Raw genomic sequence first — 22,979 nt, 5'->3', positions numbered from 1 at the left:
TTCGGTCTGCCGGTGAAAAACCCCAGACCGGGGACAGACCGACGGACCGATAGACCGACAGACCATCACGGTACAATTCAATCGTGAGGTCCCCGCCCAATCCACGCCTGCAGCGCGTCCTCGATCAGCTCAAGCTGTACGAGCACCCGCTGCTGGCGTTCGACGCGCGCGAGCAGGGTGAGGGCGTCGAGGTCATCATCAATTTCCGCAATCCCGCCGTGCCCGTGCATACCTACTACTTCAGCATGCACCCGCGCGATCTCGATCATCCCCAGTTCGAGTGGACCTTCCAGCACCAGCTTTTTGCCTGCCTGCACGATTATCTGATCGAGATGTTTGTGCGCACGCCGCAAACGCAGAAGGCGGACGCGCGCGCCCGTGCGGCGGAAGAGGACATCGGCAGTTGACCCTCCGCGAATACATCGAGCGGGAGATCGGCGAACGCGGTCCGATTCCGTTTTCGCGCTACATGGAGCTGTGCCTCTACGGCGCGCCCGGCGGCGATCCGCCCGGGTATTATTCGCGTGCCCGAGAACAGTTTGGCAAGGCGGGCGACTTCTACACCTCCAGCGACGTGCACGCCGTGTTCGGCCGTTTGCTGGCGCGGCAGTTCGACGAGATGTGGCGCGTGCTGGAGTCGCCGCTACGGATTGATCTGGTGGAACTGGGGCCGGGCCGCGGCCTGTTCGCGCAGGACGTGCTTGACTGGACGGCAAAGAAGCTTCCCGAGTTTCACCGCGCGCTTCATTGCACGCTGGTGGAAGCCTCGCCCGGATTGCGCGCGCGCCTGGATGAGCGCTTCGCCGCGCAGATCGCGGCGGGCAAGGTGCAGGTAGTGGAAACGATCGAGGCGGCGAAGATCGAAGGCGAGTTCCTTGTCTTTGCCAACGAGTTCTTCGACGCGCTGCCGGTAGAAGTGGTCGCGGACCGCGGCGAACTGCGCATCGGCGTGGAAAATGGCCGATTCGTCGAGAGCTTCGCGCCGCCGTCAACGGCAGAACTGGATTTCCTCGACCGCTACTCCGTCCATCCCGAGCCGGGGGAACGAGTGGAAGCGACGCTGGTTTCGCTCGATCACTTGCGGCGCATCGCCGCCGCACCGGCGGCGGGCGCGCGCGGGTTCTGCCTGTTGGTTGATTACGGCTACACGCGCCAGGAGCAGTTGGCAGGGCGCCATCGCGACACCGTCATGGCGTTTCGCCAACACGCCATTTCGCAGAACCCGTACGAGGCCCCGGGCGAGCAGGACATCACCGCGCACGTAAACTTCACCGCTCTCATGGACGTCGGAAAACAGGTTGGCCTGGAGCCGCTGGCGCTGGTGACGCAATCACAGTTGCTGATGGGAATCGGCGAAGACAACCAGTTCGCCGACGCGTTCGAGGACTGCCGCTTGCCGCTGGAGCGGGCCAAAGTCGCGCTGCAACTCAAGCACCTGGCGACGCCGGTGGGAATGGGGGATGCGTTTCAGGCGCTGGTGCTGGGCCGGGGCGCCGACGCCAGCACCCCATCCCGGTTGAGCGGGTTGAAATTCGCCAGGAAGGTCTCTGATTCTTAGTTTCTAGTTTCAGTCGTGCCTACGGCACTCAAATCGTCGTCGCGCATCAACCCGGCACTGAAGTGCCGGGCTATTGTCATGCGCCGCTTCGCGGCTAATCCTGAGGCCTGTAAGAAGCCAGTAATCTTAAAGCCAGTAATCCTTAATCCTGAATCCTGGAGCCTGAATCCTGAATCCTGGAGCCTGAATCCTGAATCCTGAATCCTGAAGCCTGGAGCCTGGAGCCTGAAGCCTGGAGCCTGGAGCCTGAAGCCTGGAGCCTGGGGCCTGAAGCCTGAAGCCTGAAGCCAGAAGCCTGAAGCCTGAATGCTGAAGCCTGAAGCCTGAATGCTGAAGCCTGAATCCTGAAGCCAGAAGCCAGAAGCCAGAAGCCTAAAGCCTAAATGTGAAGTTTCAGGACGTTGTTCCCTAACAGGTAATAGTCCATTCGACCAAGACCGGAGAAGCTGGTGGTGCTGACCAATCCGCTTTCCAAGGAGAAGGCCGAATGGACCTGCACCAGAATGCCCGACTTACACTCCGCAGTCGAGAGGCTTTAGCCAAAAAGATCATTGACGAGAAGGCGACGTGGAACGCGGCGGCCGCCGCGTTCCACGTCAGCACCAAAACCGCTCGTAAGTGGGTGCTCCGCTATCGTGGTCAGGGCCGTGCCGGCCTTTACGACGGTTCCTCGCGTCCGCAGCGTTCACCGCGCCAGACCGGAGCCGACCTCGTGAACCAGGTCCTCGTGCTGCGGCGACAGCGTTGGACCGGCGTGCACATCGCGCAGACCACCGGCCTGAGCCGCGCCACCATCAGCCGCATCCTGCGCCGCCACCATCTCAACCGCATGCGCGACCTGGACCCCGTCGTGCCCGTGTGCCGCTATGAACACCCACATCCCGGCGACCTGCTTCACCTGGACACCAAGAAACTGGCCCGCTTTACCAAGCCGGGTCACCGTGTCACCGGCGATCCGCGTGACGAAACTCGCGGTGCCGGCTGGGAGATCCTGCATGTCGCCATCGACGATCACTCCCGCATCGCTTTCACCCAACTCTATGCCGACGAGCGCGCCGACTCCACCGCCGCCTTCCTCCGTGCCGCCGTCGCCTACTATGCACGCTTCGGCATCCGCATCCGCCGCCTGCTCACCGACAACGCCCCCTGCTATCACTCCCGCCTGCTGGCCGCCGCCTGCCGTCAACTCGGCATCCGACACCGTTTCACCCGCCCCTATACCCCGCGCACCAACGGCAAAGCCGAGCGCTTCATCCAGACTGCGCTGCGCGAATGGGCCTACGCCCGTCTCTATCACAACTCAACCGAACGTAGCGCGGAGCTGGAGCCCTGGCTCCACCAGTACAACTGGCACCGCCCGCATGCTAGTCTTGGCCAGTCGCCACCCATCAGCCGCTCCGGCTTGGAGGGGAACAACGTCTTGAGACACCACACCTAAAGCCTAAAGCCTACTCCCCCTCTTTCGATTCTTTCCTCTGATACGGCGCCGAAAGATACTTGCGCGCTTCATTCATCGCGCCCTGGGTATTGTCGTTGGTTTGCAGTGCCTGGCGATATTCGTTGGTGGCGCGCTCGCGCTGGCCGGTGACGTCGAAAATCTTGCCCAGCTGGATGTGGCTCCAGACCTCGGTCCAGCGCGGTTCTCCATCCCCGTTGAGCGCCTCGCGGTAGGCATTGGCCGCCGCCTGGTAGTTCTTCTGTAGGAAAAAAACTTCGGCGATGCGGTAATGCGCCAGCGAGCTGTGCTTGTTGGCGTCCAGCGATCTCTGGAATTCCTGCAGCGCGGCGGCGAGGTCGCCCTGCTCCACCATTCCCTGGCCGCGCATGATGGAGGCGCGCACCTTCAGCTCCTGCGAGTTCTTGAGCACGCGGTTGTCGGGGTCAATCGTGATGCGCCGCGGCTTGCCGAAGGTCTCCACCTGGAAGGCGGAATTCGTGCCCACCACTTCGATGCGCTTGGACTCGCTCTGGCCGTCGGTGTCGATCTTCAGTTCGACCGGCATGCGGAACAGGTCCAGGTCTTGCGAGATCTCGCCGACGGTGCGGAAGCCCTTGGCTACGCGGTACACCGTGTACTTGGTCTTGAATTCGGGAGCGCCGGTGGAATCGATCCACTGCGAAAAGAACCAGGTGAGGTTGTCGCCATGGATCTGCTCCGCGATCTTGCGGAAATCGTCTACCGTGGCGGGCTTGCCCGTGTACTGCTGCAGGAAAGTGCGCACCGTCTTGTCGAAGGCGGCGTCGCCCATCACCCAGCGCAGCATGTTGAGGATGATGGCGCCCTTGTCGGTGACCAGCGCCTGGAATTCCGGCGCGAACGGGTCCAACCGTGCCACGCTGGACAGCGGCACGGTGTCGTAGGCCAGCGCGCCGACTTCCATGTCCTTCACGGCTTCGGTGAATGCGGCCTGGCCGGCGGCGGACTCGACATAGCGCGCCTCGGAATAGCGCGCGAAGCCGTCGCCCAGCCACCAGTCACTGCGCGTCGCGGGGCTGACGTCGGCGCCCCACCACTGGTGCGCGATGGCGTTCGCCAGCAGCCGGTAATTCACCTTTCCCGTAAGCGCGCGCGAGGCCATGGCGGCGATTTCCGGCGCCCAGGCGGTGGGCACCGTGTCGTCCGGCATTTCCACGATGTTCAGACTGTTGGACAACGGCGGTCCAAGGCGCGCCGTGTAGAACTGGAACTCGCGCACCGCGGTTTCGGTGTAGTTGGACACCAGGTCCTTGTGCACCGGCTTGAAGAAGACGTGCAGGTTCAATCCAACCGCGTTGCTGCTGCTCTGCTGGAAGTTTCCGGCAATGATGGTTCCAGGGAAACTGGGCTTGGTCCACTCGAAGGTGAAGGTCTTGCCACCGGAGGTGGCGGGCACAGCGGATTCCGGCTCGGGCTTGGGCGCGGCACGGCCGCGAGCGCGCGTCGGCAGAGGTCCCTTCACCGGACGCGCAGGCTCAGTGGTGGCGGCACCCTGCGCGCCGCTGCCGATCACCGTCCAGCCCGCGGGCACGGTGATCTTCATGCTGGCGGTAAAACGATTGGTGCCATAGCCGCTCATCGGGAACCAGCGTCCGGCATAAAGCAAGTAGCTGGTGTCGTCGCCGACGTAAGCCAGCTTCAGGCCTTGCACGGGGCTGTCATCGGCGGACGAGAGGGTGCCCTCGTAATCGATATCGAGCGTCGTGCTGGCGTCTTTCGACAAACCGCTGGGCAGCGCGATGCGGATGGCATTGTCCTGGGTGATGCGCTCGGCGGAGAGGGTGTGACCTTCGGCGTCGGTGATGCGCGTCGGGCGCAGCGCGTTATGCAGCTCGAAGCTGGCGACGCTGATATCTTCCAGCGCGGTGAACTTCACCCGCGTGTGCGCGACCAGGCGGTGGGTCTTGGGCTGAAGCTCGGCTTGGATCTGGTAATCGTCAACCCGGAGGCGCGGTCTTTCGGCGGCCGCGGCGGGCAGAGCCAGCGCCGCAACGCTCACCAGAAAGATAAGGATGCGCCCTAGGGGCCGTGGTGCGTGGTGCATGAAGAATCTCCGGCTAAGTACCCGTTGGTTTTGGATGTGCGGGCGGGCAGAAAAGATGCGCTCAGGCCACTTCCGGGCACAGTTGTTGCATCTGCGAGCACTCCAGAACACGCCAAAGCGCCGCGTTCTAGGGGCTCCGCTGCGAACGGACGGTTCCGACTGCTGAACCGGGGGAAACAACATCTGAGCGGCTACTGACCCCCCACTACTCTAACCCAGCGGAGCCCGGTTCGTCGCGCCGCAGCGAGGATTTCACCTTTGCCATGCCGCCGCACGTCCCAAAACCCTTGCCCGCGGCCAGGAACGGAGTAAAATCCGGCCACTGCATTGGTGGGGTAGTTCTTTCCGGTCTTGGAAATCCCCCAGGCAAGCAGCCGTACTCGGGCTGTCGGCGGAGGAGGTCGGGATGCCCTTTCTGACCAGGGTGCGCGCACTCGCACTCGTCGTCTGCCCGTTCGTGCTTGCGATCGCGACACTGGCGCAGACGCCGCCTCCCGCCATGGAAAACCTGTTGACGAATGCCAACGCCGGGCCTGCGCCGGCCCTGCCGGCGAGCGAGACCATCCGCGCGCGCGTGGACGAGGTGAACGTGGTGTTCACCGTCTCCGACGCCTCCGGCAGATTCATCAGCCACATCTCGCTCGATGATCTGCACGTGCTCGACAACCGGCGCGCCCCGGAACGGATCAGCTATTTCCAACAGCAGAGCGACCTGCCGTTGCGCGTCGGCGTGCTCGTCGACCTGAGCGATTCCATCACCGGTCGTTTCGCGTACGAGAAAAAGGCGGCCATTACCTTCCTGCAGAAAGTACTGCGCCCGCAGGTTGACCAGGCGTTCCTGGTGGGATTTGCGTCGCACGTCACCCTGTACCACGACTTCACCAGCGACATCGGGGCGCTGTCGAACGCGGTGAGCGAGATGCACGCCGGAGGCGACACACAGTTGTACGATGCCATACGCTTCGCGTCGGCCAAGCTGGGCAGCGCTTCCGGGCCGGCGTTGATGCGGCGCGCCATCATCCTCATTACCGACGGCGAGGACACCCGCAGCAAGGCCATCATGTACGACGCGATCCAATCGGCGCTGCACGCCGAGACCGTCATCTACGCCTTGAGCTCGAACGACCTCGCCTACCGCAATTACCCTCCCGGGGAAGCGGCGCTGGAGTTAGTTACCCGCCCGACCGGTGGCAGCGTCTTGCCGGCGCACAGCAAATCGGAAATTGCGCGCGCCTTCGACAAGGTGAAGGACGCGCTTCGCAATCAATACGCCATCGGGTACAAGCCGGCTGATTTCAAGCCCGACGGGACCTTCCGCACCATCCAGATTGTGCCGCGGCGCAACAAGCTGCGGGCGCAGTGCCGTCGCGGGTATTTCACCCCGCGGGAGGAACAGGCGAGCGCGTCGCATGCGACAGCGCCGTGAGTGAAATTGAAGAACAGGTTTTGGGCGTTGGGCCTTAGGCGTTAGGAAGAACGGACGTGAAGCCTGAAGCCTGAAGCCTGAAGCCTAGAGCCTAGAGCCTCAAACACCGTTGCGGCGGCGCGATCTGAGGCGCTGCCGGCGCCTGACGGCGCGGCGAGTCTCGCGCGCACCTCCTTCAATCCCTCCAGCATGGACTGCCGCGCCGGGCCGTCGGCAATAATCTCGTTCATGCGGGCCACAATGTTTTCGGGAGTGAAATTGTCCTGCACCAGCTCGGGCACAACCTCGCGTCCGGCGATCAGGTTGGGCATGGCGAAGAAGGGGACACTCACCAGCGGGCGGCCGAGCTTCCAGGTGAGCCGCGAAACGCGATAGACCATCACGAAGGGCGTGCCAATCAGCGCGGCCTCCACCGTGGCGGTTCCACTGGCGACCATCGCGGCGCGGGCCTGCGAGAGCACCACTCGCGCGTCGCTTTCCAGTTTCAGATTGATGCCGGGGTCCTGGCCAACCGCGCGGTGAATCAGGTCCACCATCCACTTCGAACTGACGGTGGAGGCGACCGGAATGATGAACTGGTACTTGCGGCCGAGCGTGCGCGCCGCCTGCAGCATGGCAGGAAGGTTAAGCGTGATTTCCTTCTTGCGGCTTCCGGGCAGCACAGCGATGGGAATCTGCGGGGAGCGAAGTGGCGGAGCAGGTCCCGGCGCGGGCAGATCAGCGAGTGGATGTCCGACGTACTCCGCTTCGACGCCGCGCTCGCGATACCACGCCTCTTCGAAGGGGAAGATGACCAGCATCTTGCGCACATGGCGCTTGATCTGCGCGATGCGCTTCGGCCGCCACGCCCAGAGCTGCGGGCTGACATAGTAGATGACGGGAATGCCGCGCCGGTGAAGCTGGCGTGCCAGGCGGAGGTTCCAGTCGGGAAAGTCAATGAGCACGGCGGCGTCGGGTTTGCCGGAATCCACCGCGCGCAGCAGTTTGCGGAATTCGCCCCGGATTTTCGGCAGGCGGGTGACGACTTCAGCCAGGCCGACCACTGCGATGTCCTTGGCGTCCACGACCAGGCGGCAGCCGGCGTCGCGCATGCGTTCGCCGCCAACGCCGAAGCAGTCCAGCGATGGCTCACGTTGTTTCAGGGCGGCGATGAGCAGCGCGCCGTAGCTTTCGCCGGAGGCTTCCCCGGCCGAGATCAGCAGTCGCATGGGAATTCAGCAGAATACAGGAGCGGAGCACAATGCGCCACGCCACGCTCGCGCTGGTAGTGGGCTACATTGAGTTTGTGATTACGAAAACACCAAGAAATATGATACCGGAGCAAAAACCCAAAGCCACCAAAAGGCCGATGATCTGCTCTATTCTACGGGTGGAAGTTTTAGGAGTGGCAAGTCGCTGAAACTGCCGTGCAAGACCAAAAGCCCAAAAATATACAAGAGCCGAAACTAGACTCAGAATCAAAGAGACCACGGAGGCAATCAGCCAATAGCGGCCCGCAGGGGCACATGCCGTGGTTTTGTTTACAAAGGCTGCCAGGATGACAATTGATCCGCTGGAAAGCGTTGAGACGTGCTTCACCAAGTCCATCTTTAACTGCGTGCGCTGGATGTCTTTTTGTCGGATTTGTTCCAGCGGGTTGTCATCCATAGTGGACTCACCTCCTATGCCGCTCTTTCCGCCCTCCGCTCGTACTCTTCCCAGAGGGCCACAAGATCATTCACATCCCAGAACCGATCTGTGACGCCGGCAGCCATCGCAGGACTGGTGCGCAGTGTACGGTGAATCTTGATGAAATTGTACGCGAAATAATTGAGTGCGACGGCTGCCGCATGATTCTCTAACTTGCGCGAGAAGCCATTGCTCAGGCGCGTGTAGCGACGCAGACTCGTGCGAACCGTCCAATTCTGGCGCTCTACAAACGAAGTAGAAATGTGCTTCGGGTCTGGATTGCCGCTCACGTCCTTGGTGGTGCAGCCGATGCACTTTGCCGGGGAATAGCGCGTCTCGTTTTCCATCGGAGCACACTTCGCCGACTTCAACTAGCACACGCATGACGGTTTTCTTCGCAACACCAGTCATGCGGACAGTGGAACGAATGGAGCATCCCTCGATCAGGCATCCAATAACCTGTGCGCGCATAATGGAATCCAAGGGATTCATAGTGTCTATATATTACTAATACGCTTTAGCATATGTCAAACGGAAAAGTGGGCGCACTCGGCATATTTGTTGGGTTAATGCTAAAGCGGTATAGCGTAATCAATGGCGTGAGTCACGCCACCAAAATGCGTCAGCAATCTGGTCCGTGAAAATCATCCCAGATTTATTGCATTTTGGAGTTGTGCTCAGATTGTTCTTTATGTTACTAAAGGAGTGGCTGACGGGCTCGGCTCACGGTTTTCCGGCCAAAGAACCGAACCCGCCAGATCAGAAAGCGAGGCTGGTATGCGTAGATGAATCGCCACCCGTCGTGGGTGGGGGGCGGTAATGCCGCCCCCATACAAATCTCTCGCGTTTCTGTGTATAGCATGATTCGCGTCTTTTTGAAAGGGGGCGCCACATGGCCGAGGAGAAGCTGGATTACACAGCCAAATTTATCAATCACATCAAGGCGAAGATCGCTGCCCTGCAAGCCGTCCTTGCGTCTGTCGAGTCCGCAACGGCGTTGGGGGCTCTGGGCCAGCCACTTGAAGGAATGAAACTGGCCGCGCCATCAGTAACAGGCCGCAACGATGCCCCTGGAGTACCGACCGATCTGCCGAAAGGTGCGTTCATGGGGAAGAGTGTTCCCGTTTGCGTTGAACTGTACCTGTCTGCGGTAAAGGAGAAAAAGACGAACAAGGAAATTGCCGCTGCGCTCCGTGAGGGCGGAGTCGAATCCAAGGCGAGCAACTTTGAAAATGTCGTGACCGGGGCACTCTTCGGTCTCAAGAAAGCAGGGAAGGTTCTGCGCTTTAAGGATGGCTGGGGCTTGGCAAGCTGGTATCCGGCTCACATCAGGGGTGCCGCCCCCGCCTCTGCCAAGGGATTAAAGAAGAAAGCGAAAAAGACTCAGCGTGCAAAGGAAAAGGCTCCGGCTGCAAAGGCCAACACCACAGTCGAAGTGAGTACAAAGATTTCTGAGATCAAACCGCCAGAGGACAAACCCGAGCCACGCATCCTCGGCTTCTTCAAGGCCAACCAACGCGAAGTCACGGCCGGCGACGTTGCCAAGGCGCTGGGACTAAAGATTCAGACTACTAATTTGGTCCTTGCGAAACTTGCACATCAGAAGAAAATCGAGAAATTATCCTCTGGTCAATTCAAGGGTCTGGGGGCAGCAAGCTAATCTGATGTCCAACAAATCCAAGCGAAAAGGCGCGCCATGCCCCCCATACTGCTATTGCTCCATCACAGGGATGTTTAAGCGGTATGAGAAGGAGTTGGTCGGAACATATGTGGCCGATCCACTCGGAACGCGCGTCTGGTTCATGGACTACAATTTTCCCAAGTTGATCCAGTTACAGTTTCGAGGCACAAAAGCCAAAGCGCACAAAGCGATTCAGCATCTTCGGACCGAAGCACCGGACGAATCAGAATATTCCTACGATGGCAATCGGTTTAGCACTCTCTTCTGGATTCCTGGCATTATCGGTGATCCAGACACGATTCACGACAATGCACACGGCGTAATAGTGGGGGATGAAATCTACGTTAAGCGTTACGCGAAAGCGGGTTCCGCCTTCAAATTAGTGTTTACCATGATTGATGAAGAATTGAACCAGAGAGTCGTGACGACTTCATTCTTGACGCAAGAAGACCGCTTGGGGGAGTTCGTAAAGATGCCGCCGAAGTGGATCAGAAAGCCAAAGCGTGAGCAGCCGCCGAGCGAAGGAAATCTGCCCTTCACCGAGCCAACAAAATAGCCACCCTTGCGGGTGGCCGTTTTGGCTCTTTACCCCGAGTCCAGGGAGGTCGCTCAGAATTACACTGAGCTAGTATCTTGGGTTCAGAAACCCCCAAACCCTGCATATATGATGCAGCCCTCGCAGTTTTGATGCAACAGCTAATTTCCTCATGTATCCAACAACTTACGCATTTTACACCAAGCTAGTAACTTTCTTTATACTTGACATGGATGCGAAGGAGCAGTAGTGCGCGTTTATGTTTGTTTTCTTTTCGCCCATCGCGCCTGTGCAGCCTTAAGCGCTACCTGGCTGCGCTGTTCCGGCGTCATGGTCACCAAACGCCGTTTGCCGCCGACCCTTCCCCCTTTGCGCCCCATGGCGGTCATCACACGCGAAATCTCAGACCTGGTAGGCTTGGCAGGCGTTGCCGTCGGCTCTGGTTCAGCAGTGGAACGTTGAACCATTTGAAATGCTGCTTCGTTCACATCGGTCGGGCGGCTTCTAATCCGCTTTGGCATAGCCCGATGATGCCACATCTCGTGCCAGCCTGCCAGCCCCGTCAATTCAAAGTAGCCCACTACCCGATTTCCCTTAAGCGGCATTGACGCGACGACCGAGCTTCAGCTTTTCCGCACCGTGCGCTTTTCGATTCGCTTCTCGTACGCCGAGCCCTGGATGATGCGGTTCACGTAAATGCTGGGCGTATGGACCTGGTCGGGATTGAGTTCTCCCACGGGCACCAGTTGCTCGACCTCGGCGATGGTGATCCTGGCCCCGGTGGCCATTTCCGGATTGAAGTTGCGCGCTGTTTTCCGGTACACGAGGTTGCCGAAGCTGTCGCCCTTCCAGGCTTTGACCAGCGCAAAGTCGGCGTGCAGCGCGGTCTCCAGCAGGTAGGGATGGCCGTCGAACTGGCGTGTTTCCTTGCCTTGCGCTACCAGCGTGCCCACGCCGGTGGGAGTATAAAAGGCCGCAATGCCGGCGCCGGCGCAGCGAATGCGTTCAATGAATGTGCCCTGGGGGATGACCTCAAGCTCAATTTCGCCGCGCGCCAGCATCTCCTGGAGAAGCGGGTTGTCGCCCATGAACGTGCCGATATGTTTCCGGATCTGCCGGTTGCTCAGAAGCAGGCCCACGCCGAAACCCTGCACCCCAACGTTGTTGCTGATGGTGGTGAGCGCGCGCGCGCCCTTTTTCACCAGAGCGGCAATGAGATTCTCGGGAATGCCGCAGAGGCCGAAGCCGCCGATCATCACGCTGCTGCCATCGGCAATGTCGGCGACAGCTTCGTCGGGGGTGGCCAACACTTTATTCACGGGTGGGCCTCGCGGATGGCGTGGCGCAGTTCGCTGATGCCGCGGTAAATTTCTGCGCGGGTGGTGACGGCGGGCGGCGCCAGCAGAAGATGATCGCCGCGGACGCCGTCCACCGATCCTTGCATGGGATAGACCAGCACGCCGCGGCGTTGCGCGGCATCGAAGATGCGCACGGCGAAGCCGGCAGAAGGATCGAGCGGCGCCCTAGTCTGCCGGTCAGCGACGAATTCCACGCCCCACAACAGTCCGAGCCCGCGCACGTCGCCGACGCGATCGCAATCGCGGAGCGTTTGCAGGGCGACCGCGAACTCGGCCGCCAGTGAACCTGGATTTCCGCCATCGGCAGCTTTCACCAGCCCAAGCTCGCCGATGCGGCGCAGCACCGCGCGTCCCGCCGACACCGACACCGGGTGCGCATTGAATGTGAACCCGTGAATCAACGAACCCGAGCCGCGGGCGATCGCCTCGACCACGTCGTGCGAGGCGATCACGGCGCCCAGCGGTGCGTATCCCGCGGCAAGCCCTTTCCCGGCCACCAGGATGTCGGGTGCGACCTGCCAGTGCTCGCAGGCGAAGTTGCGTCCGGTGCGTCCGCATCCCGTCATGACTTCGTCGGCAATCCAAAGCAGCCCGTGGGCATCGCAGATGCGGCGCACTTCCTGCAGGTAGCCGTCGGGAGGAGCGACGGCGCCGAGGGTGGCGCCGGAAATCGGTTCGCAGATGAAAGCTGCCGCCTTGCCCTCGGCCTCGCCAATCGCGCGCTCCAATTCGCCGGCATAGGACGCCGCGCAGTTGTTGCCGCCGTAAGCACAGCGGTAGCAGTAGGGCGTGTTGATGTGGCCGAACTCGCGCAGCATGGGCAGGTAGGGCTGGCGGCGGCGCAAATTTCCCGACACCGCCATCGCGCCCAAGGTCGCGCCATGGTAGCTCTGGCGGCGGCTGATGACCTGGCAGCGCTCGTCATGGCCGCTTTCCACCTGGTATTGCCGCGCCAATTTGAGCGCGGTCTCCACCGCCTCGGAACCGCCGCTGGTGAAGAACACCGCTCCGCCACCGAAAGCCGGTCCGGCAAAGGCCAGCAGTTCGCGTGCGAAGTCTTCTGCCACGGCGGTGGCGAACTGGCTGCTGTGCGCAAATTCGAGTTCGCTTAATTGGGCGGCAATGGCGCGCGCGATTTCGGGATCGCCATGTCCGAGAAAGGAAACAGCGGCGCTGCCGGCCAGATCGAGGTACTGCTTCCCGTGCTCGTCGTAGAGCCACGCCCCTTCTCCCCGGACGGCGCGGGGGTACTGCTTGTGGAACGAGCGCGGGAAGGCCGAGGGCCAGGATGCGTGCGCAGGGGAATGCATGACGTTGGGATTATCCGGGTGAGGCCATCAAGTGTCAAAACGGCGGGGTGTCCCGATGCGGGCAATACCCATATAATGCCTCGCCATGACCGGTGAACTGAAGCTGGGGAAATTCGCGGCTTGCTCCATCGTGCTGTTGGTGCTGACGTTGGCTTCCTTCGGGGCGGCCGGGCAAACGGCTCCTGCGCCCATTTCCGGCTTCACCAGCCGTTCCGCGCGCAAGCAGGTGGCGCTGGAGCAAAAGTTCAAGGCGCAGATTTCGCGCCAGCAGGAGCGGAAATTCCACCGCTTTCTTACCGCGGAGCCGCATCCCGCCGGCTCCGAGCGCAACAACGAACTGGCGCGGTACATCGCCGAAACTTGGCGACAGCAGGGGCTGGAGGACGTGACCATCCGCCAGTACGACGTGCTGAACTCCTTTCCGCGGGAAACGTCACTCGAAATGGTGTCGCCGGTCACCTATAAGGCGGAGATGCGCGAGGCGGGGTATGCCGAGGATCCCGACACGCAGAACCCGCGCGTCAAGTCCGCGTACCTGGGCTTGTCGGCGTCGGGCGAGGTGACGGCGCCGATGGTGTACGCGCGCAGCGGCAATCCGGAGGATTACGAAGTGCTGCGCAAGAACGGCATTGATGTGCGCGGCAAGATCGTGCTGGTGCGCTACTCGAATCCGTACAGCTATCGCGGGTTCAAGGCGCTGACCGCGGAGCGCGAAGGAGCGGCGGCGATCGTGATTTATTCCGATCCCGCCGAGGATGGATACAAGCAGGGCAAAGTGTTTCCCCGCGGGCCGTGGGGCCCGGAGTCGCACTTTCAGCGCGGCGCCATCACCTACGATTTCATCGTGCCGGGCGACCCGCTCACACCCGGCTGGGCGTCAGTGCCGGGCGCCAAGCGCGTGCCGCCGGAGGAAGCGCGCTCGCTGCCCAAGATCATCGCGCTGCCGCTCTCCTGGCACGATGCCAAGCCGCTGCTGGAGCACATGGGCGGCCCGGTCGCGCCCAAGGACTGGCAAGGCGGGCTGCCCATCACCTACCGGCTCGGAGGCGAGGCGCGAGTCCATTTGAAAGTGGACATGGACAACCGGGTTGCGCCCAATTATGTGGTGGAGGCGCGCATTCGTGGCGCTGAATTGCCGGACGAATGGATCGTTCTCGGCAATCACCGCGACGCGTGGGAATTCGGCGGCGTGGATCCCAGCAGCGGAACCGCGTCCATGCTGGAGATGACGCGCAGTTTGGGCGGGATGCTCCAACAAGGCATCCGGCCGCGGCGCACGCTGGTGATTTGCAGTTGGGACGGCGAGGAGGTCGGGCTGACCGGCTCCACCGAGTGGGGCGAGCAATTTGCCGACGAACTGAAGCAAAAGGCGGTGGCGTACATCAACGTGGATTCATCCGCGTCAGGGCCGGATTTCGACGGCAGCGCGGTGGCATCGCTGGCGCCGCTGCTGGTGGAGACCACGAAGTCGCTGCGCGATCCCGCGGGCGCTTCGCTCTACGCGGCGTGGTTGCGCTCGCGCCGTGCCAAGCAACGCACCGAAAAAGAAAAAGAGCCGGTCACGGAAGCGAACCTGGCCGACGTGCGCATCGGCAGCGGTTCCGATCACACCGTCTTCCTCAATTTCCTGGGAGTTCCCGTCATCGGGTTGCAGTTCGACGGCCCGTACGGCGTCTATCACTCGATGTACGACGATCACTTCTGGATCGAGCATTTTGGCGATCCCGGGTTCCGCTATCACGCCCTGATGTCGCAACTCTGGGGCGTGCTGGCGCTGCGGCTGGCCAATGCGGACGCACTGCCGTTTGATTTCGGCGCCTACGGCCGGGCGGTGCGCGAATTCGTCGAGGAGTTGCAGAAGCACAACCAGCTCGCAGGGCAACTGGACACGGCGCCGCTGCTCAAGGCAATCGCCGCCTTCGAACAGCAGGGCCGAGCCCTGAATGCCGCCGTACGCCGGCAACTTGCGCGCCGAAATTCCGGCGCCGATGTCCTCGAAAAATTAAATCGCGCACAAATGCAGGTGGAGGCGAACTGGTTGAATGCGGAGGGAATTCCCGGGCGTCCGTGGTTCAAGCACCTGTTGTACGGCGCGCGCTACACCTACGCCCACCTGGAATTGCCGGGGCTGACCGAAGCCGTCGAAGCGAAAAACTGGCCGGTGGCGCAGCAACAACTCGATTTGTTGCGGGGCGCGGTTTCGCGCAATGCGGAATTGCTGCAACGGACAAGCGCGCTGTTGGGCGGCGAACCTAATCGTCCGCGCTGACCTGCACGGTGGGGCCGCCGAATTGCGCCGTCGCGGCACCGGCGGGGAATTCCTGATCCTTGTACTGGAGCTGGTAGAGCTTCCAGTAAATGCCGCGCTGGGCCAGCAACTGCTGGTGGGAGCCCATCTCGCGCAGGCGTCCCTTGTGCATGACGATGATCTTGTCGGCGCGCTGAATGGTGGACAGGCGGTGGGCGATGACCAGCGACGTGCGTCCCTCCACCAGGCGCGTGAGGGCCTCGCGGACGCGCAGCTCGGTCTCGGTGTCCACGCTGGAGGTAGCTTCGTCGAGCACCAGGATCTTGGGGTTGTGGGCGAGCGCGCGCGCAAACGAGATGAGCTGCTTCTGGCCCGTGGACAGCGTGCTGCCGCGCTCGTGCACCGGTTCCTTGAAGCCGCCGGGAAGCGAGCGAATGAAATCGGCGAGATTCACGTCTTCGGCGGCGCGCGCCACCTGCTCGTCGGTAACATGTTCGGACCCGAGGCGGATGTTTTGCTCCACCGTGCCGGTGAACAGGAACGGATCCTGCAACACCACGCCGAAGCGCCGGCGCAGGTCGGTGAGGTCGAGCTCGCGCACGTCCACGCCGTCAATGCGGATGGCGCCCTGCTGCACGTCATAGAAGCGCAGCAGGAGCGAGATCATGGTGGTCTTGCCGGCGCCGGTGTGTCCGACGATAGCGGCGGTCTCGCCGGGTTCGACTGCGAAGCTGACGTCCTTCAGCACCCAGTCGGGTTCGCCGGCGTTGGGGTTGAGTTCGCCCTCCGCATTCCGCTCCGGAACGGTGCGGTAGTAGAACCAGACATGGTCGAACTCGATGCGTCCCGGGCCGGTGACCTGCTTCGCAACCGCCGGTGACTCCACGTCCACCGTGGTATCCAGCAGCTTGAAGATGCGCTCGCTGGAGGCCATCGCGGATTGCAGGATGTTGTATTTTTCGCTCAGGTCCTGGATGGGCCGGAAAAAGCGCTGCGCGTATTGCATGAAAGCCACGAGAGTACCGAGCGTCACCACGTTCAGTACCACCTGAACGCTGATGAGCTTCGCACGAGTGAGGTGAACCACCAGACTATGAGTGGTGACACCTTGGATCACTTGGCCGCCCCCGAACCAAATGACGCCGGCAATAGCGATGGACGACAGAATTTCCACCACCGGATAGTAGAAGGCGTAGGCGAGGATGGCGTCCTTAAACGCCTCCATGTGGCTGGCGTTGATCTTCTCGAAGCGGTCGTAGGCGCGCTTCTCGCGGTTGAAGAGCTGCAAGACCAGCATGCCGCTGACGTGCTCCTGCAGGTAGGCGTTGATGCGCGCGATGGCGGTGCGGATGCGGCGATAGCTATCGCGTACATGCTTGCGGAAAATCATGGTTGCCACCATGATCAGCGGCAGCACGGCGAAGGTGATCAGCGCCAGGCGCCAATCCATGTTGAGCATGATGCCCACGATCCCGGCGAGCACAAAGATGTCTTCGAAGATGGCCACCACGCCGGAGGTAAACATTTCGTTGAGCGCGTCCACGTCGGTGGTGACGCGGGTGACCAGGCGGCCGACCGGGTTGCGGTCGAAAAAGCCGATGTGCATCCTTTGGAGGTAGCGAAAGATCTGGCTGCGCAGGTCAAACATGACCTTCTGGCCGGTCCACTGCATGAAGTAGGTCTGCAGGAATTCCAGGAAGAATCCGAACACCAGCAGGCCGACGTACATGCCGCCGATCTGCGCGATGCCTCGAAGCGGTGTGCTGCTCAGCCAGCGGTCAAGGAACGAATGGGCGCCGCGAGCGGGAGCAAGGTACTTATCGATGGCGATTTTCGTGAGATAGGGACCGAGAACGTCGGCGACGGACTTCAGCACGATGGCCGCCAGCGCCAGCGCCACCTGCCATTTGTACGGGCTCAGGTAGCCCAGCAGCCGCTTCATCAGCCGGCTGTCATAGGCCTTTCCCAAGATCTCTTCTTCGTGGATGTTGGCCGCCATCTCTCTCTAGGTTATCAGACGAGGCGGGGGAGGCTCAGGATGGAAAATGTCCTTGAAATTCGCGGCCGCCGAACATCGGCCGGTCTGAGCAGATCACTCAGGTGCACGCCTTGACGAGGCCGAGGCGGGCCTGGCGCTTGCGTTCGATGCCGTCCAGCGCCTTCCAAAGCGCTGCGGCGGCACGTTCGGCGGCGCTCAGCGCGGCCGCGGCAAACCGGGAGTCCTTCTCCAGCGCAGCGGTCAACAAAGCGCGCCAAACGCTGGCATGGCGAATGTCGGCGGTGCGGTGCAGGCGAAAGTATCCGCCGGTTCGGGCATCGGCGCCATAATGCCGCTCCAATCCTTGCCACTTGGCTTCCGCCACACGCGGCACCTGAGACTCGTAGGCGTAGAACGCAGCCAGGCACTCGGGTGTCGTCGAGTGGTTGGCGAGGTCGCGGAAGGTGGCGAGCAGGCCGGAAACCTCATCGAGGGCCTCTCGACACCGCACTTTTTCACGATCGGCGCCCATTCCCTCCGCAAAGTCGAGCCAGAGCTCGCTGTGGGCGCGGCCCTCGATTTCCTCTTCGGCGAGGTTGCGCAGTACCGCGCGACGCACTTCGCCGTCGGGCAGCCGGCTGTGCAACGCGCTCAAGTATGTGGGGAACGCGGCCACATGGGGATAGTAATCCTCCGCATAAAGGCGTAAATCCTGCGCGCTGAGCTGCCCGGCGGCCCAGGCCTGGTAAAACGGATGCGTCAGCAGATCGAAGGTGGCCACGCGAGCGTGCAGCTCGGTCCAGAACTGTTGCGAATCAAAGCAGGCGGTCATCGGAGGCTCCTCACCTTGGTGTGCAATCTGTGTAACGCGCGCGCAGCCGGTTTGCAAGAGAAAACAATGGAATCACGTTCGGCCACGCGTTGCCGGTGTCTGGGATAATGAGATCTGTGTCTCTGGGTATCTACATCTCGGTTCCGTTCTGCCGGACCAAGTGCAGCTTTTGCAACTTCGCCTCGGGCGTCGTCGCGCGCTCGGTCTTTGCCCGCTACGTGGAGCGGGTGTCGGCGGATATCGAGTCGTCGGACCGGCTGGCGGCGGAGATGGGCGCGAAGTTCGAGCGCGAGGTGGATGCCATTTACCTCGGCGGCGGAACGCCCACGGTGCTCGAGGCGGCGGAGCTGGAACGGATTTTTGCGGCGGTACGCGCGAAATTTCGCGTGCGTGGCGATGCCGAGATCACGGTGGAGTGCGCTCCCGGCACGCTGACGCCGCCGATGTTGGAGTCGCTGGGGCGCTGCGGCGTGAACCGCGTCAGCCTGGGCGTGCAGTCGTTCGTGGATGAGGAGGCGGCGAGCGTGGGGCGGCTGCACACGCGCGCCATCGTGCTCGACGACCTGGCGCGGCTGCGCGCCACCGGAATCACCAACATCAGCATTGACCTGATTGCCGGATTGCCGCACCAGACACCTGAGAGCTGGGAGTTTTCCCTGGCGGAGACGATTGCTTCCGGCGTGCCGCACGTCAGCGTGTACATGCTGGAGGTGGACGAGGACTCGCGCCTCGGACGGGAGCTGATCGCCGGCGGCACGCGGTACCACGCGCACTTTGTCCCCGATGACGACGCGACCGCCGACTATTATCTGCAAGCGTGCGAACGGCTGAACGCGGCGGGGATTGTTCAGTACGAGATCTCAAATTTTGCCCGCAACCTGCACGCCGGCGCAGCCGAGCACCCGATCACCCGATCACCGGATCTCCCGATGTATTCGTCGCGCCACAACCTGAAGTACTGGACGCGGCAACCGTATCTCGGCTTCGGAGTGGACGCACATTCCATGCTGGCGGCGGATTCGCGGCAGGCGCGCGCCGCGATGGAGCGTGAGATCAGCGACTACCTGGAGCACGCGCCGAACTTCGGTGGCGCGCGCGAGTCGGAGGATTCCAATTTCTACGCTCGCATGGGAGTGGAGTCGATGCGGCTGGCCACGCCGGATTCGCTGGACGCGTACCTGGCCGGCAAGCCGCACGAGCGTACTCCGGTGACTTATCCGGCGGCGCTGGAAGAGGCGTATTTCCTCGGGCTGCGATTAAATCGCGGCCTGCAGGCGCGCGAGTTGGCGGAGCGCTACGGGCCGGAGGCGGCGACGGTTTTTCGCGAGCAGATCGCGGAACTGCGTGAGTTGGGCCTGGTTGAGATCTGTGAGGGGGCGACACGGCTGACGTCGCGCGGGCGCTTGCTGTCGAATGAAGTGTTCCAGAAATTCCTGGTGGTTCGGTCTATCGGTCAATCGATCGCTCGGTCCCTCGAGCCGCGCAGCGGCGGATGAAAATAGCCCGGCGCTTCAGCGCCGGGTCTGGTTGCCACAACGATCGGAGTCCCGTAGGGACGATTGAGTTCATCCGCAGGAGTGCTGTCCAGTTCCATTCAGTCGTCCCTACGGGACTTGCGGACAAACTTCGTGCTTCTTCCCAGCACTGAAGTGCTGGGCTATTTTCATCCGCCCCGCTGGGGCGGCCCTCTCAGTTTCACAGGTGAATCCAGTCATACATCCAGAAGACACCGAAAACGGCCAAAAGCGCGCACGAGATGACGACAACATAAGTCGCCAGCCACGGCTTTCCAACCGCCCGGCGCCAAATTACAAACCCGAAGGCGGCCAACGCAGCCGAAACCGCAAATTCCGCACGCAGAACAGCCTTACCCGCGACATCCGGCAATCCTAGAGAACCAAGGACCAGCGCAATTGGTGGTAGCCAAAAAAAAACAAGGACGTACCAGATAGAACCGACCACCAGAATTAACTGTCCGATCGTCTTTGACTTCAGGTCATCCAGGGTGGATACCTTGCCCGCTGCAAGTCGAATTCATTAGACTGGCGAATCGATTCTATCGTTTTCAACGAGAACTTCCATGAGCACCCTTACCTCCACCGGATCCGCGGCCAACACCGGGCAGCGCACGCACGTCATCACGGTCGACCTGCGCAGCGACACCGTCACCAAGCCCACGCCGGAGATGCGGCGCGCGATGGCGGAGGCGGAGGTCGGTGACGACGTTTACGGCGAAGACCCGACCATCAACCGCCTGGAGCAGCGCGCAGCGGAAATTTTCGGGCGCGAAGCCGCGATTTTCGTGCCCAGCGGCACCATGGGCAACACGGTCGCGATCAAGATCCATACGCGGCCCGGCCAGGAAATTATTTGCGAGGAGCGCTGCCACGTCTTCAACTACGAGATGGCGATGATGGCGCACTTTTCCGGCTGCCTGGCCCGCCCGATCCACGGCGAGGACGGCATCCTGCGCTGGGCGCAGGTGGAGCGCAAGATCTCGCCCAAGACTTATTACTACGCGCAGACCGGGCTAGTGTCGCTGGAGAACACGCACAACATGGCCGGGGGCACCGTGTACCCGCAAGATGTCGCGGACGAAATTTGCGACGGCGCCCACGCCGCCGGTTTGCCGGTCCACCTGGACGGGGCGCGCGTCTTCAACGCGTCGGTAACGCTGGGCAAGCCGGTGGCGGAGATCACGCGCAAGTTCGACTCCGTCATGTTCTGCCTGTCCAAGGGGCTGGGCGCGCCGGTGGGTTCGCTGCTGGTGGGAAGCAGACAATTCATCACGCAAGCGCGGGTCTATCGCAAATCGCTCGGCGGCGGCATGCGGCAGGCGGGCGTGCTCGCCGCCGCGGGATTGATCGCCCTGGAGCAGATGCCCAAGCGCCTGCACGTGGACCACGAAAACGCAAAATTCCTGGCGCAAGGGTTGGCGCGCGTGCCCGGGCTCAAGTTGGATGCGGCCAAGGTGGCGACCAACATCCTGATCTGCGACATCAGCGGAACCGGGATGGCGTCCGCCGATTTCGCGCGCAAGCTCGGCGAGAAAAACGTCCTCTGCGGAACGGTGAACAACGAACTGGTGCGATTCGTGACCCACATGGACGTTGACCGCGCCGGCTGCGAACAGGCGCTGGAGGTAGTGCGCGAGATTTGCGGAGTCAAATGAGGAGCTGGATTTGTAATTGGTAATTTGTAATTTGCAATTTGAACTTCCGCCGGCAGCAGCTCCTTGACACTGCAAATTACCAATTACAAATTACAAATTAGTTTGGGGTGAGGATGGCGACCAGGCTGGAATACTCCGTCACGGCGAAGTGCAAGCCGGAACACGTGTGGCAGAAGTTCCACAAGCTGGAAGAGTGGCCGTGGTGGAACCGCGTGGTCGGGCGGGCAAAGTGGCTGAGCGGAAAGCCGTGGGAAAAGGGAAGCCAGTTCCTGATGGACCTGGTGTATCCGCGAAGAATTTCTTTCCGGCCCACCATCATCGAAGCGCTTCCGCCGAACCGGATCGGTTGGGTGGGCAAGACGACCGGCTTTACCGGCGAGCACTGGTTCAGCTTCGAGGCGCAGCCCGATGGGACCACGCTGATCAAGACCTGGGAAGACATTTCGGGATTGGTGGCGGCGTTGTTCGGTAGCGGCATGAAGCAATCGCTGGTGGCGATGCACAAGGATTGGCTGGAAGCGCTGAAGACGGAGGCGGAGAAGATCGCGCGCGAAGAGCTGGCGCGCTCGTGAACGCTTCTTAACCACAGAGTGCGCAGAGGATCGCAGAGGAAAAACGGGCCACAGATTTGCGCGGATGCACACGGATTTTGTTTTATCCGTGCCGATCCGCGGAAATCCGTGGCCTCGTTCTTACGCGACAAACTTCGGGAAGCGCAGCGCGATGTTCATGAACACGCTGCCGCTCGGCGTATCGAAGCACATGACCAGCGCCTCGGTATCCTCGCTGCTGCCGAGACCGTGTTCGGCGGTGTGGATTTCGGGCGGCTGGATGCGGAAGTGGAAGCCCTGATCGTTGAGGCTGGTGATGGCGTTGCCGATCACCTGGTTGGCCAGCTCGCAGATGGTTTCACTGACGAAGCCGTCGGAATCCGACAGTTCGCTGCCGGCCATCGCCGAGGCGACACGCAGGGCAATCCTGCGGTCGAGATCGAAGACGATTCGCCCCTCGATGTCTCCCTTCATGGTCACGATCGCGGCCAGGCCACGCGTGCGATAAACCTCCGGTTCCATGGTGACGTTGGAAACGCGCGTGTTGCACGCCAGGCTTTGCGCCAGCACCGCGTCGGCGGCGTTGATGAACGGCTGGATCAGTTCCAGTCTCATCGCGCCGCTCCTGCCGCCGCTGCCACCGCGGTGGTCGCGTCTTCGTCCATCACGTACTTGACCACTTCGTAGAGGATTTCGGGCTTGACCGGCTTCTGCACGAAATGGCGCGCGCCTTTCTGCAGCGCGGCGATGATGTTTTCCTGATAGCCGACCGACGATACCATGACCACGCGCGCCTGCGGGTGCAAGCGGAGAATCTTCTCCGCCGCCTCAATGCCTTCCATCTGCGGCATGATGATGTCCATGAGCACGACATCGGGCAGCGTGCGGGTGTATTCGGTAATGGCGGTACAGCCGTCGCCGGCTTCGCCCGCCACGCGTCCGCCGAAAGACTCCACCATGCGCGCCAGGTTCTTGCGCGCGAAGATGGAATCGTCCACCACCAGGTAACGGATCGGCTGCTTGTCCTTGGTGCGCAGCAGCGCCGCGAATTGTTCCATGACCCACCTCCCTTGGCCGTTGGCCACTGGTCGTTGGGCAAAACCAACCTGCGAACGACTAACGACCAACGACTTACGACCGA

20 protein-coding genes are annotated in these 22,979 nt (G+C 61.8%); 10 read left to right on the top strand and 10 right to left on the bottom strand.

What is annotated here, in order from left to right:
* The first annotated feature begins 83 nt into the window (after positions 1-83).
* The 3 genes from LAN70_14480 (at position 84) to LAN70_14470 (ending at position 2,996) form a co-directional block, all read left to right on the top strand.
* Positions 84-407, top strand: coding sequence for a hypothetical protein (locus LAN70_14480; GenBank protein ID MBZ5512359.1), 324 nt, complete (start codon positions 84-86; stop codon positions 405-407).
* Positions 404-1,558, top strand: a complete 1,155-nt coding sequence (locus LAN70_14475) for an SAM-dependent methyltransferase (GenBank protein MBZ5512358.1) — start codon at positions 404-406, stop codon at positions 1,556-1,558. Before LAN70_14480 ends, LAN70_14475 begins: the two co-directional genes overlap by 4 nt.
* Before the next feature lie 487 nt (positions 1,559-2,045).
* Positions 2,046-2,996 (top strand): IS481 family transposase, encoded by a 951-nt coding sequence (locus LAN70_14470; GenBank protein ID MBZ5512357.1) that lies wholly within the window; start codon positions 2,046-2,048, stop codon positions 2,994-2,996.
* 10 nt (positions 2,997-3,006) lie between these two features.
* Here the strand turns inward: LAN70_14470 and LAN70_14465 are convergent, their stop codons facing one another.
* Positions 3,007-5,079 (bottom strand): tetratricopeptide repeat protein, encoded by a 2,073-nt coding sequence (locus LAN70_14465; GenBank protein ID MBZ5512356.1) that lies wholly within the window; start codon positions 5,077-5,079, stop codon positions 3,007-3,009.
* A 406-nt stretch (positions 5,080-5,485) separates the two neighbouring features.
* Here LAN70_14465 and LAN70_14460 point away from each other — a divergent pair, with 406 nt between their 5' ends.
* Positions 5,486-6,505 (top strand): VWA domain-containing protein, encoded by a 1,020-nt coding sequence (locus LAN70_14460; GenBank protein ID MBZ5512355.1) that lies wholly within the window; start codon positions 5,486-5,488, stop codon positions 6,503-6,505.
* A gap of 41 nt (positions 6,506-6,546) precedes the next feature.
* Here the strand turns inward: LAN70_14460 and lpxB are convergent, their stop codons facing one another.
* From lpxB to LAN70_14445, 3 genes are all read right to left on the bottom strand, one after another.
* Positions 6,547-7,713: a lipid-A-disaccharide synthase gene (gene lpxB / locus LAN70_14455; GenBank protein ID MBZ5512354.1), complete on the bottom strand. Its 1,167-nt coding sequence runs from the start codon at positions 7,711-7,713 to the stop codon at positions 6,547-6,549.
* 64 nt (positions 7,714-7,777) lie between these two features.
* A complete protein-coding gene (locus tag LAN70_14450) occupies positions 7,778-8,152 on the bottom strand; it encodes a hypothetical protein (GenBank protein MBZ5512353.1) in 375 nt (124 codons plus the stop codon).
* A gap of 14 nt (positions 8,153-8,166) precedes the next feature.
* Positions 8,167-8,520 (bottom strand): hypothetical protein, encoded by a 354-nt coding sequence (locus tag LAN70_14445; protein ID MBZ5512352.1) that lies wholly within the window; start codon positions 8,518-8,520, stop codon positions 8,167-8,169.
* 545 nt (positions 8,521-9,065) lie between these two features.
* Here LAN70_14445 and LAN70_14440 point away from each other — a divergent pair.
* Together LAN70_14440 and LAN70_14435 are read left to right on the top strand one after the other, a co-directional pair.
* Positions 9,066-9,833, top strand: coding sequence for a hypothetical protein (locus LAN70_14440; GenBank protein ID MBZ5512351.1), 768 nt, complete (start codon positions 9,066-9,068; stop codon positions 9,831-9,833).
* Between the two features lie 109 nt (positions 9,834-9,942).
* The gene (locus LAN70_14435) at positions 9,943-10,410 is read left to right on the top strand and encodes a hypothetical protein (protein MBZ5512350.1); all 468 of its coding nucleotides are present in this window, start codon (positions 9,943-9,945) and stop codon (positions 10,408-10,410) included.
* 602 nt (positions 10,411-11,012) lie between these two features.
* Here LAN70_14435 and LAN70_14430 read toward each other — a convergent pair.
* Positions 11,013-11,708: a CoA transferase subunit A gene (locus LAN70_14430; GenBank protein MBZ5512349.1), complete on the bottom strand. Its 696-nt coding sequence runs from the start codon at positions 11,706-11,708 to the stop codon at positions 11,013-11,015.
* Positions 11,705-13,057: an aminotransferase class III-fold pyridoxal phosphate-dependent enzyme gene (locus LAN70_14425; protein ID MBZ5512348.1), complete on the bottom strand. Its 1,353-nt coding sequence runs from the start codon at positions 13,055-13,057 to the stop codon at positions 11,705-11,707. Before LAN70_14425 ends, LAN70_14430 begins: the two co-directional genes overlap by 4 nt.
* An 85-nt stretch (positions 13,058-13,142) precedes the next feature.
* Here LAN70_14425 and LAN70_14420 point away from each other — a divergent pair, with 85 nt between their 5' ends.
* On the top strand, positions 13,143-15,326 hold the full coding sequence (locus LAN70_14420; GenBank protein MBZ5512347.1) for a M28 family metallopeptidase: 2,184 nt from the start codon (positions 13,143-13,145) through the stop codon (positions 15,324-15,326).
* Here LAN70_14420 and LAN70_14415 read toward each other — a convergent pair.
* Together LAN70_14415 and LAN70_14410 are read right to left on the bottom strand one after the other, a co-directional pair.
* Positions 15,310-17,304 carry an ABC transporter ATP-binding protein/permease gene (locus LAN70_14415; protein ID MBZ5512346.1) on the bottom strand — a complete coding sequence of 665 codons (1,995 nt, stop codon included), beginning with the start codon at positions 17,302-17,304 and terminating at the stop codon, positions 15,310-15,312. The genes LAN70_14420 and LAN70_14415 overlap by 17 nt on opposite strands.
* 97 nt (positions 17,305-17,401) lie before the next feature.
* Entirely contained in the window at positions 17,402-18,115 is a 714-nt protein-coding gene (locus LAN70_14410; GenBank protein MBZ5512345.1) for a CADD family putative folate metabolism protein, read from the bottom strand.
* Positions 18,116-18,222: 107 nt separating this feature from the next.
* Here LAN70_14410 and LAN70_14405 point away from each other — a divergent pair, with 107 nt between their 5' ends.
* From LAN70_14405 to LAN70_14395, 3 genes are all read left to right on the top strand, one after another.
* On the top strand, positions 18,223-19,611 hold the full coding sequence (locus tag LAN70_14405) for a coproporphyrinogen III oxidase family protein (GenBank protein ID MBZ5512344.1): 1,389 nt from the start codon (positions 18,223-18,225) through the stop codon (positions 19,609-19,611).
* Positions 19,612-20,195: 584 nt separating this feature from the next.
* Positions 20,196-21,287 carry an aminotransferase class I/II-fold pyridoxal phosphate-dependent enzyme gene (locus LAN70_14400; protein ID MBZ5512343.1) on the top strand — a complete coding sequence of 364 codons (1,092 nt, stop codon included), beginning with the start codon at positions 20,196-20,198 and terminating at the stop codon, positions 21,285-21,287.
* A 113-nt stretch (positions 21,288-21,400) separates the two neighbouring features.
* Positions 21,401-21,859 carry an SRPBCC family protein gene (locus LAN70_14395; GenBank protein ID MBZ5512342.1) on the top strand — a complete coding sequence of 153 codons (459 nt, stop codon included), beginning with the start codon at positions 21,401-21,403 and terminating at the stop codon, positions 21,857-21,859.
* Positions 21,860-21,979: 120 nt separating this feature from the next.
* Here the strand turns inward: LAN70_14395 and LAN70_14390 are convergent, their stop codons facing one another.
* Together LAN70_14390 and LAN70_14385 are read right to left on the bottom strand one after the other, a co-directional pair.
* Positions 21,980-22,453, bottom strand: coding sequence for a chemotaxis protein CheX (locus LAN70_14390; GenBank protein MBZ5512341.1), 474 nt, complete (start codon positions 22,451-22,453; stop codon positions 21,980-21,982).
* A complete protein-coding gene (locus LAN70_14385) occupies positions 22,450-22,896 on the bottom strand; it encodes a response regulator (protein ID MBZ5512340.1) in 447 nt (148 codons plus the stop codon). Before LAN70_14385 ends, LAN70_14390 begins: the two co-directional genes overlap by 4 nt.
* Between the last annotated feature and the right edge of the window lie 83 nt (positions 22,897-22,979).

This window comes from Terriglobia bacterium (genome assembly GCA_020072845.1).
In the GTDB taxonomy this organism is placed as follows: domain Bacteria; phylum Acidobacteriota; class Terriglobia; order Terriglobales; family Acidobacteriaceae; genus JAIQGF01.
The sequence above is the reverse complement of the archived record's forward strand: the minus strand, read 5'-3'. Positions and strand labels throughout refer to the sequence as shown.

Coding starts and splice junctions, on each gene's coding strand:
- LAN70_14425 (MBZ5512348.1), bottom strand. CDS start 13,057: ATGCATTCCCCTGCGCACGCATCCTGGCCCTCGGCCTTCCCGCGCTCG.
- LAN70_14440 (MBZ5512351.1), top strand. CDS start 9,066: ATGGCCGAGGAGAAGCTGGATTACACAGCCAAATTTATCAATCACATC.
- lpxB (MBZ5512354.1), bottom strand. CDS start 7,713: ATGCGACTGCTGATCTCGGCCGGGGAAGCCTCCGGCGAAAGCTACGGC.
- LAN70_14460 (MBZ5512355.1), top strand. CDS start 5,486: ATGCCCTTTCTGACCAGGGTGCGCGCACTCGCACTCGTCGTCTGCCCG.
- LAN70_14405 (MBZ5512344.1), top strand. CDS start 18,223: ATGAGATCTGTGTCTCTGGGTATCTACATCTCGGTTCCGTTCTGCCGG.
- LAN70_14400 (MBZ5512343.1), top strand. CDS start 20,196: ATGAGCACCCTTACCTCCACCGGATCCGCGGCCAACACCGGGCAGCGC.
- LAN70_14395 (MBZ5512342.1), top strand. CDS start 21,401: ATGGCGACCAGGCTGGAATACTCCGTCACGGCGAAGTGCAAGCCGGAA.
- LAN70_14420 (MBZ5512347.1), top strand. CDS start 13,143: ATGACCGGTGAACTGAAGCTGGGGAAATTCGCGGCTTGCTCCATCGTG.
- LAN70_14465 (MBZ5512356.1), bottom strand. CDS start 5,079: ATGCACCACGCACCACGGCCCCTAGGGCGCATCCTTATCTTTCTGGTG.
- LAN70_14390 (MBZ5512341.1), bottom strand. CDS start 22,453: ATGAGACTGGAACTGATCCAGCCGTTCATCAACGCCGCCGACGCGGTG.
- LAN70_14445 (MBZ5512352.1), bottom strand. CDS start 8,520: ATGGAAAACGAGACGCGCTATTCCCCGGCAAAGTGCATCGGCTGCACC.
- LAN70_14450 (MBZ5512353.1), bottom strand. CDS start 8,152: ATGGATGACAACCCGCTGGAACAAATCCGACAAAAAGACATCCAGCGC.
- LAN70_14385 (MBZ5512340.1), bottom strand. CDS start 22,896: ATGGAACAATTCGCGGCGCTGCTGCGCACCAAGGACAAGCAGCCGATC.
- LAN70_14470 (MBZ5512357.1), top strand. CDS start 2,046: ATGGACCTGCACCAGAATGCCCGACTTACACTCCGCAGTCGAGAGGCT.
- LAN70_14410 (MBZ5512345.1), bottom strand. CDS start 18,115: ATGACCGCCTGCTTTGATTCGCAACAGTTCTGGACCGAGCTGCACGCT.
- LAN70_14415 (MBZ5512346.1), bottom strand. CDS start 17,304: ATGGCGGCCAACATCCACGAAGAAGAGATCTTGGGAAAGGCCTATGAC.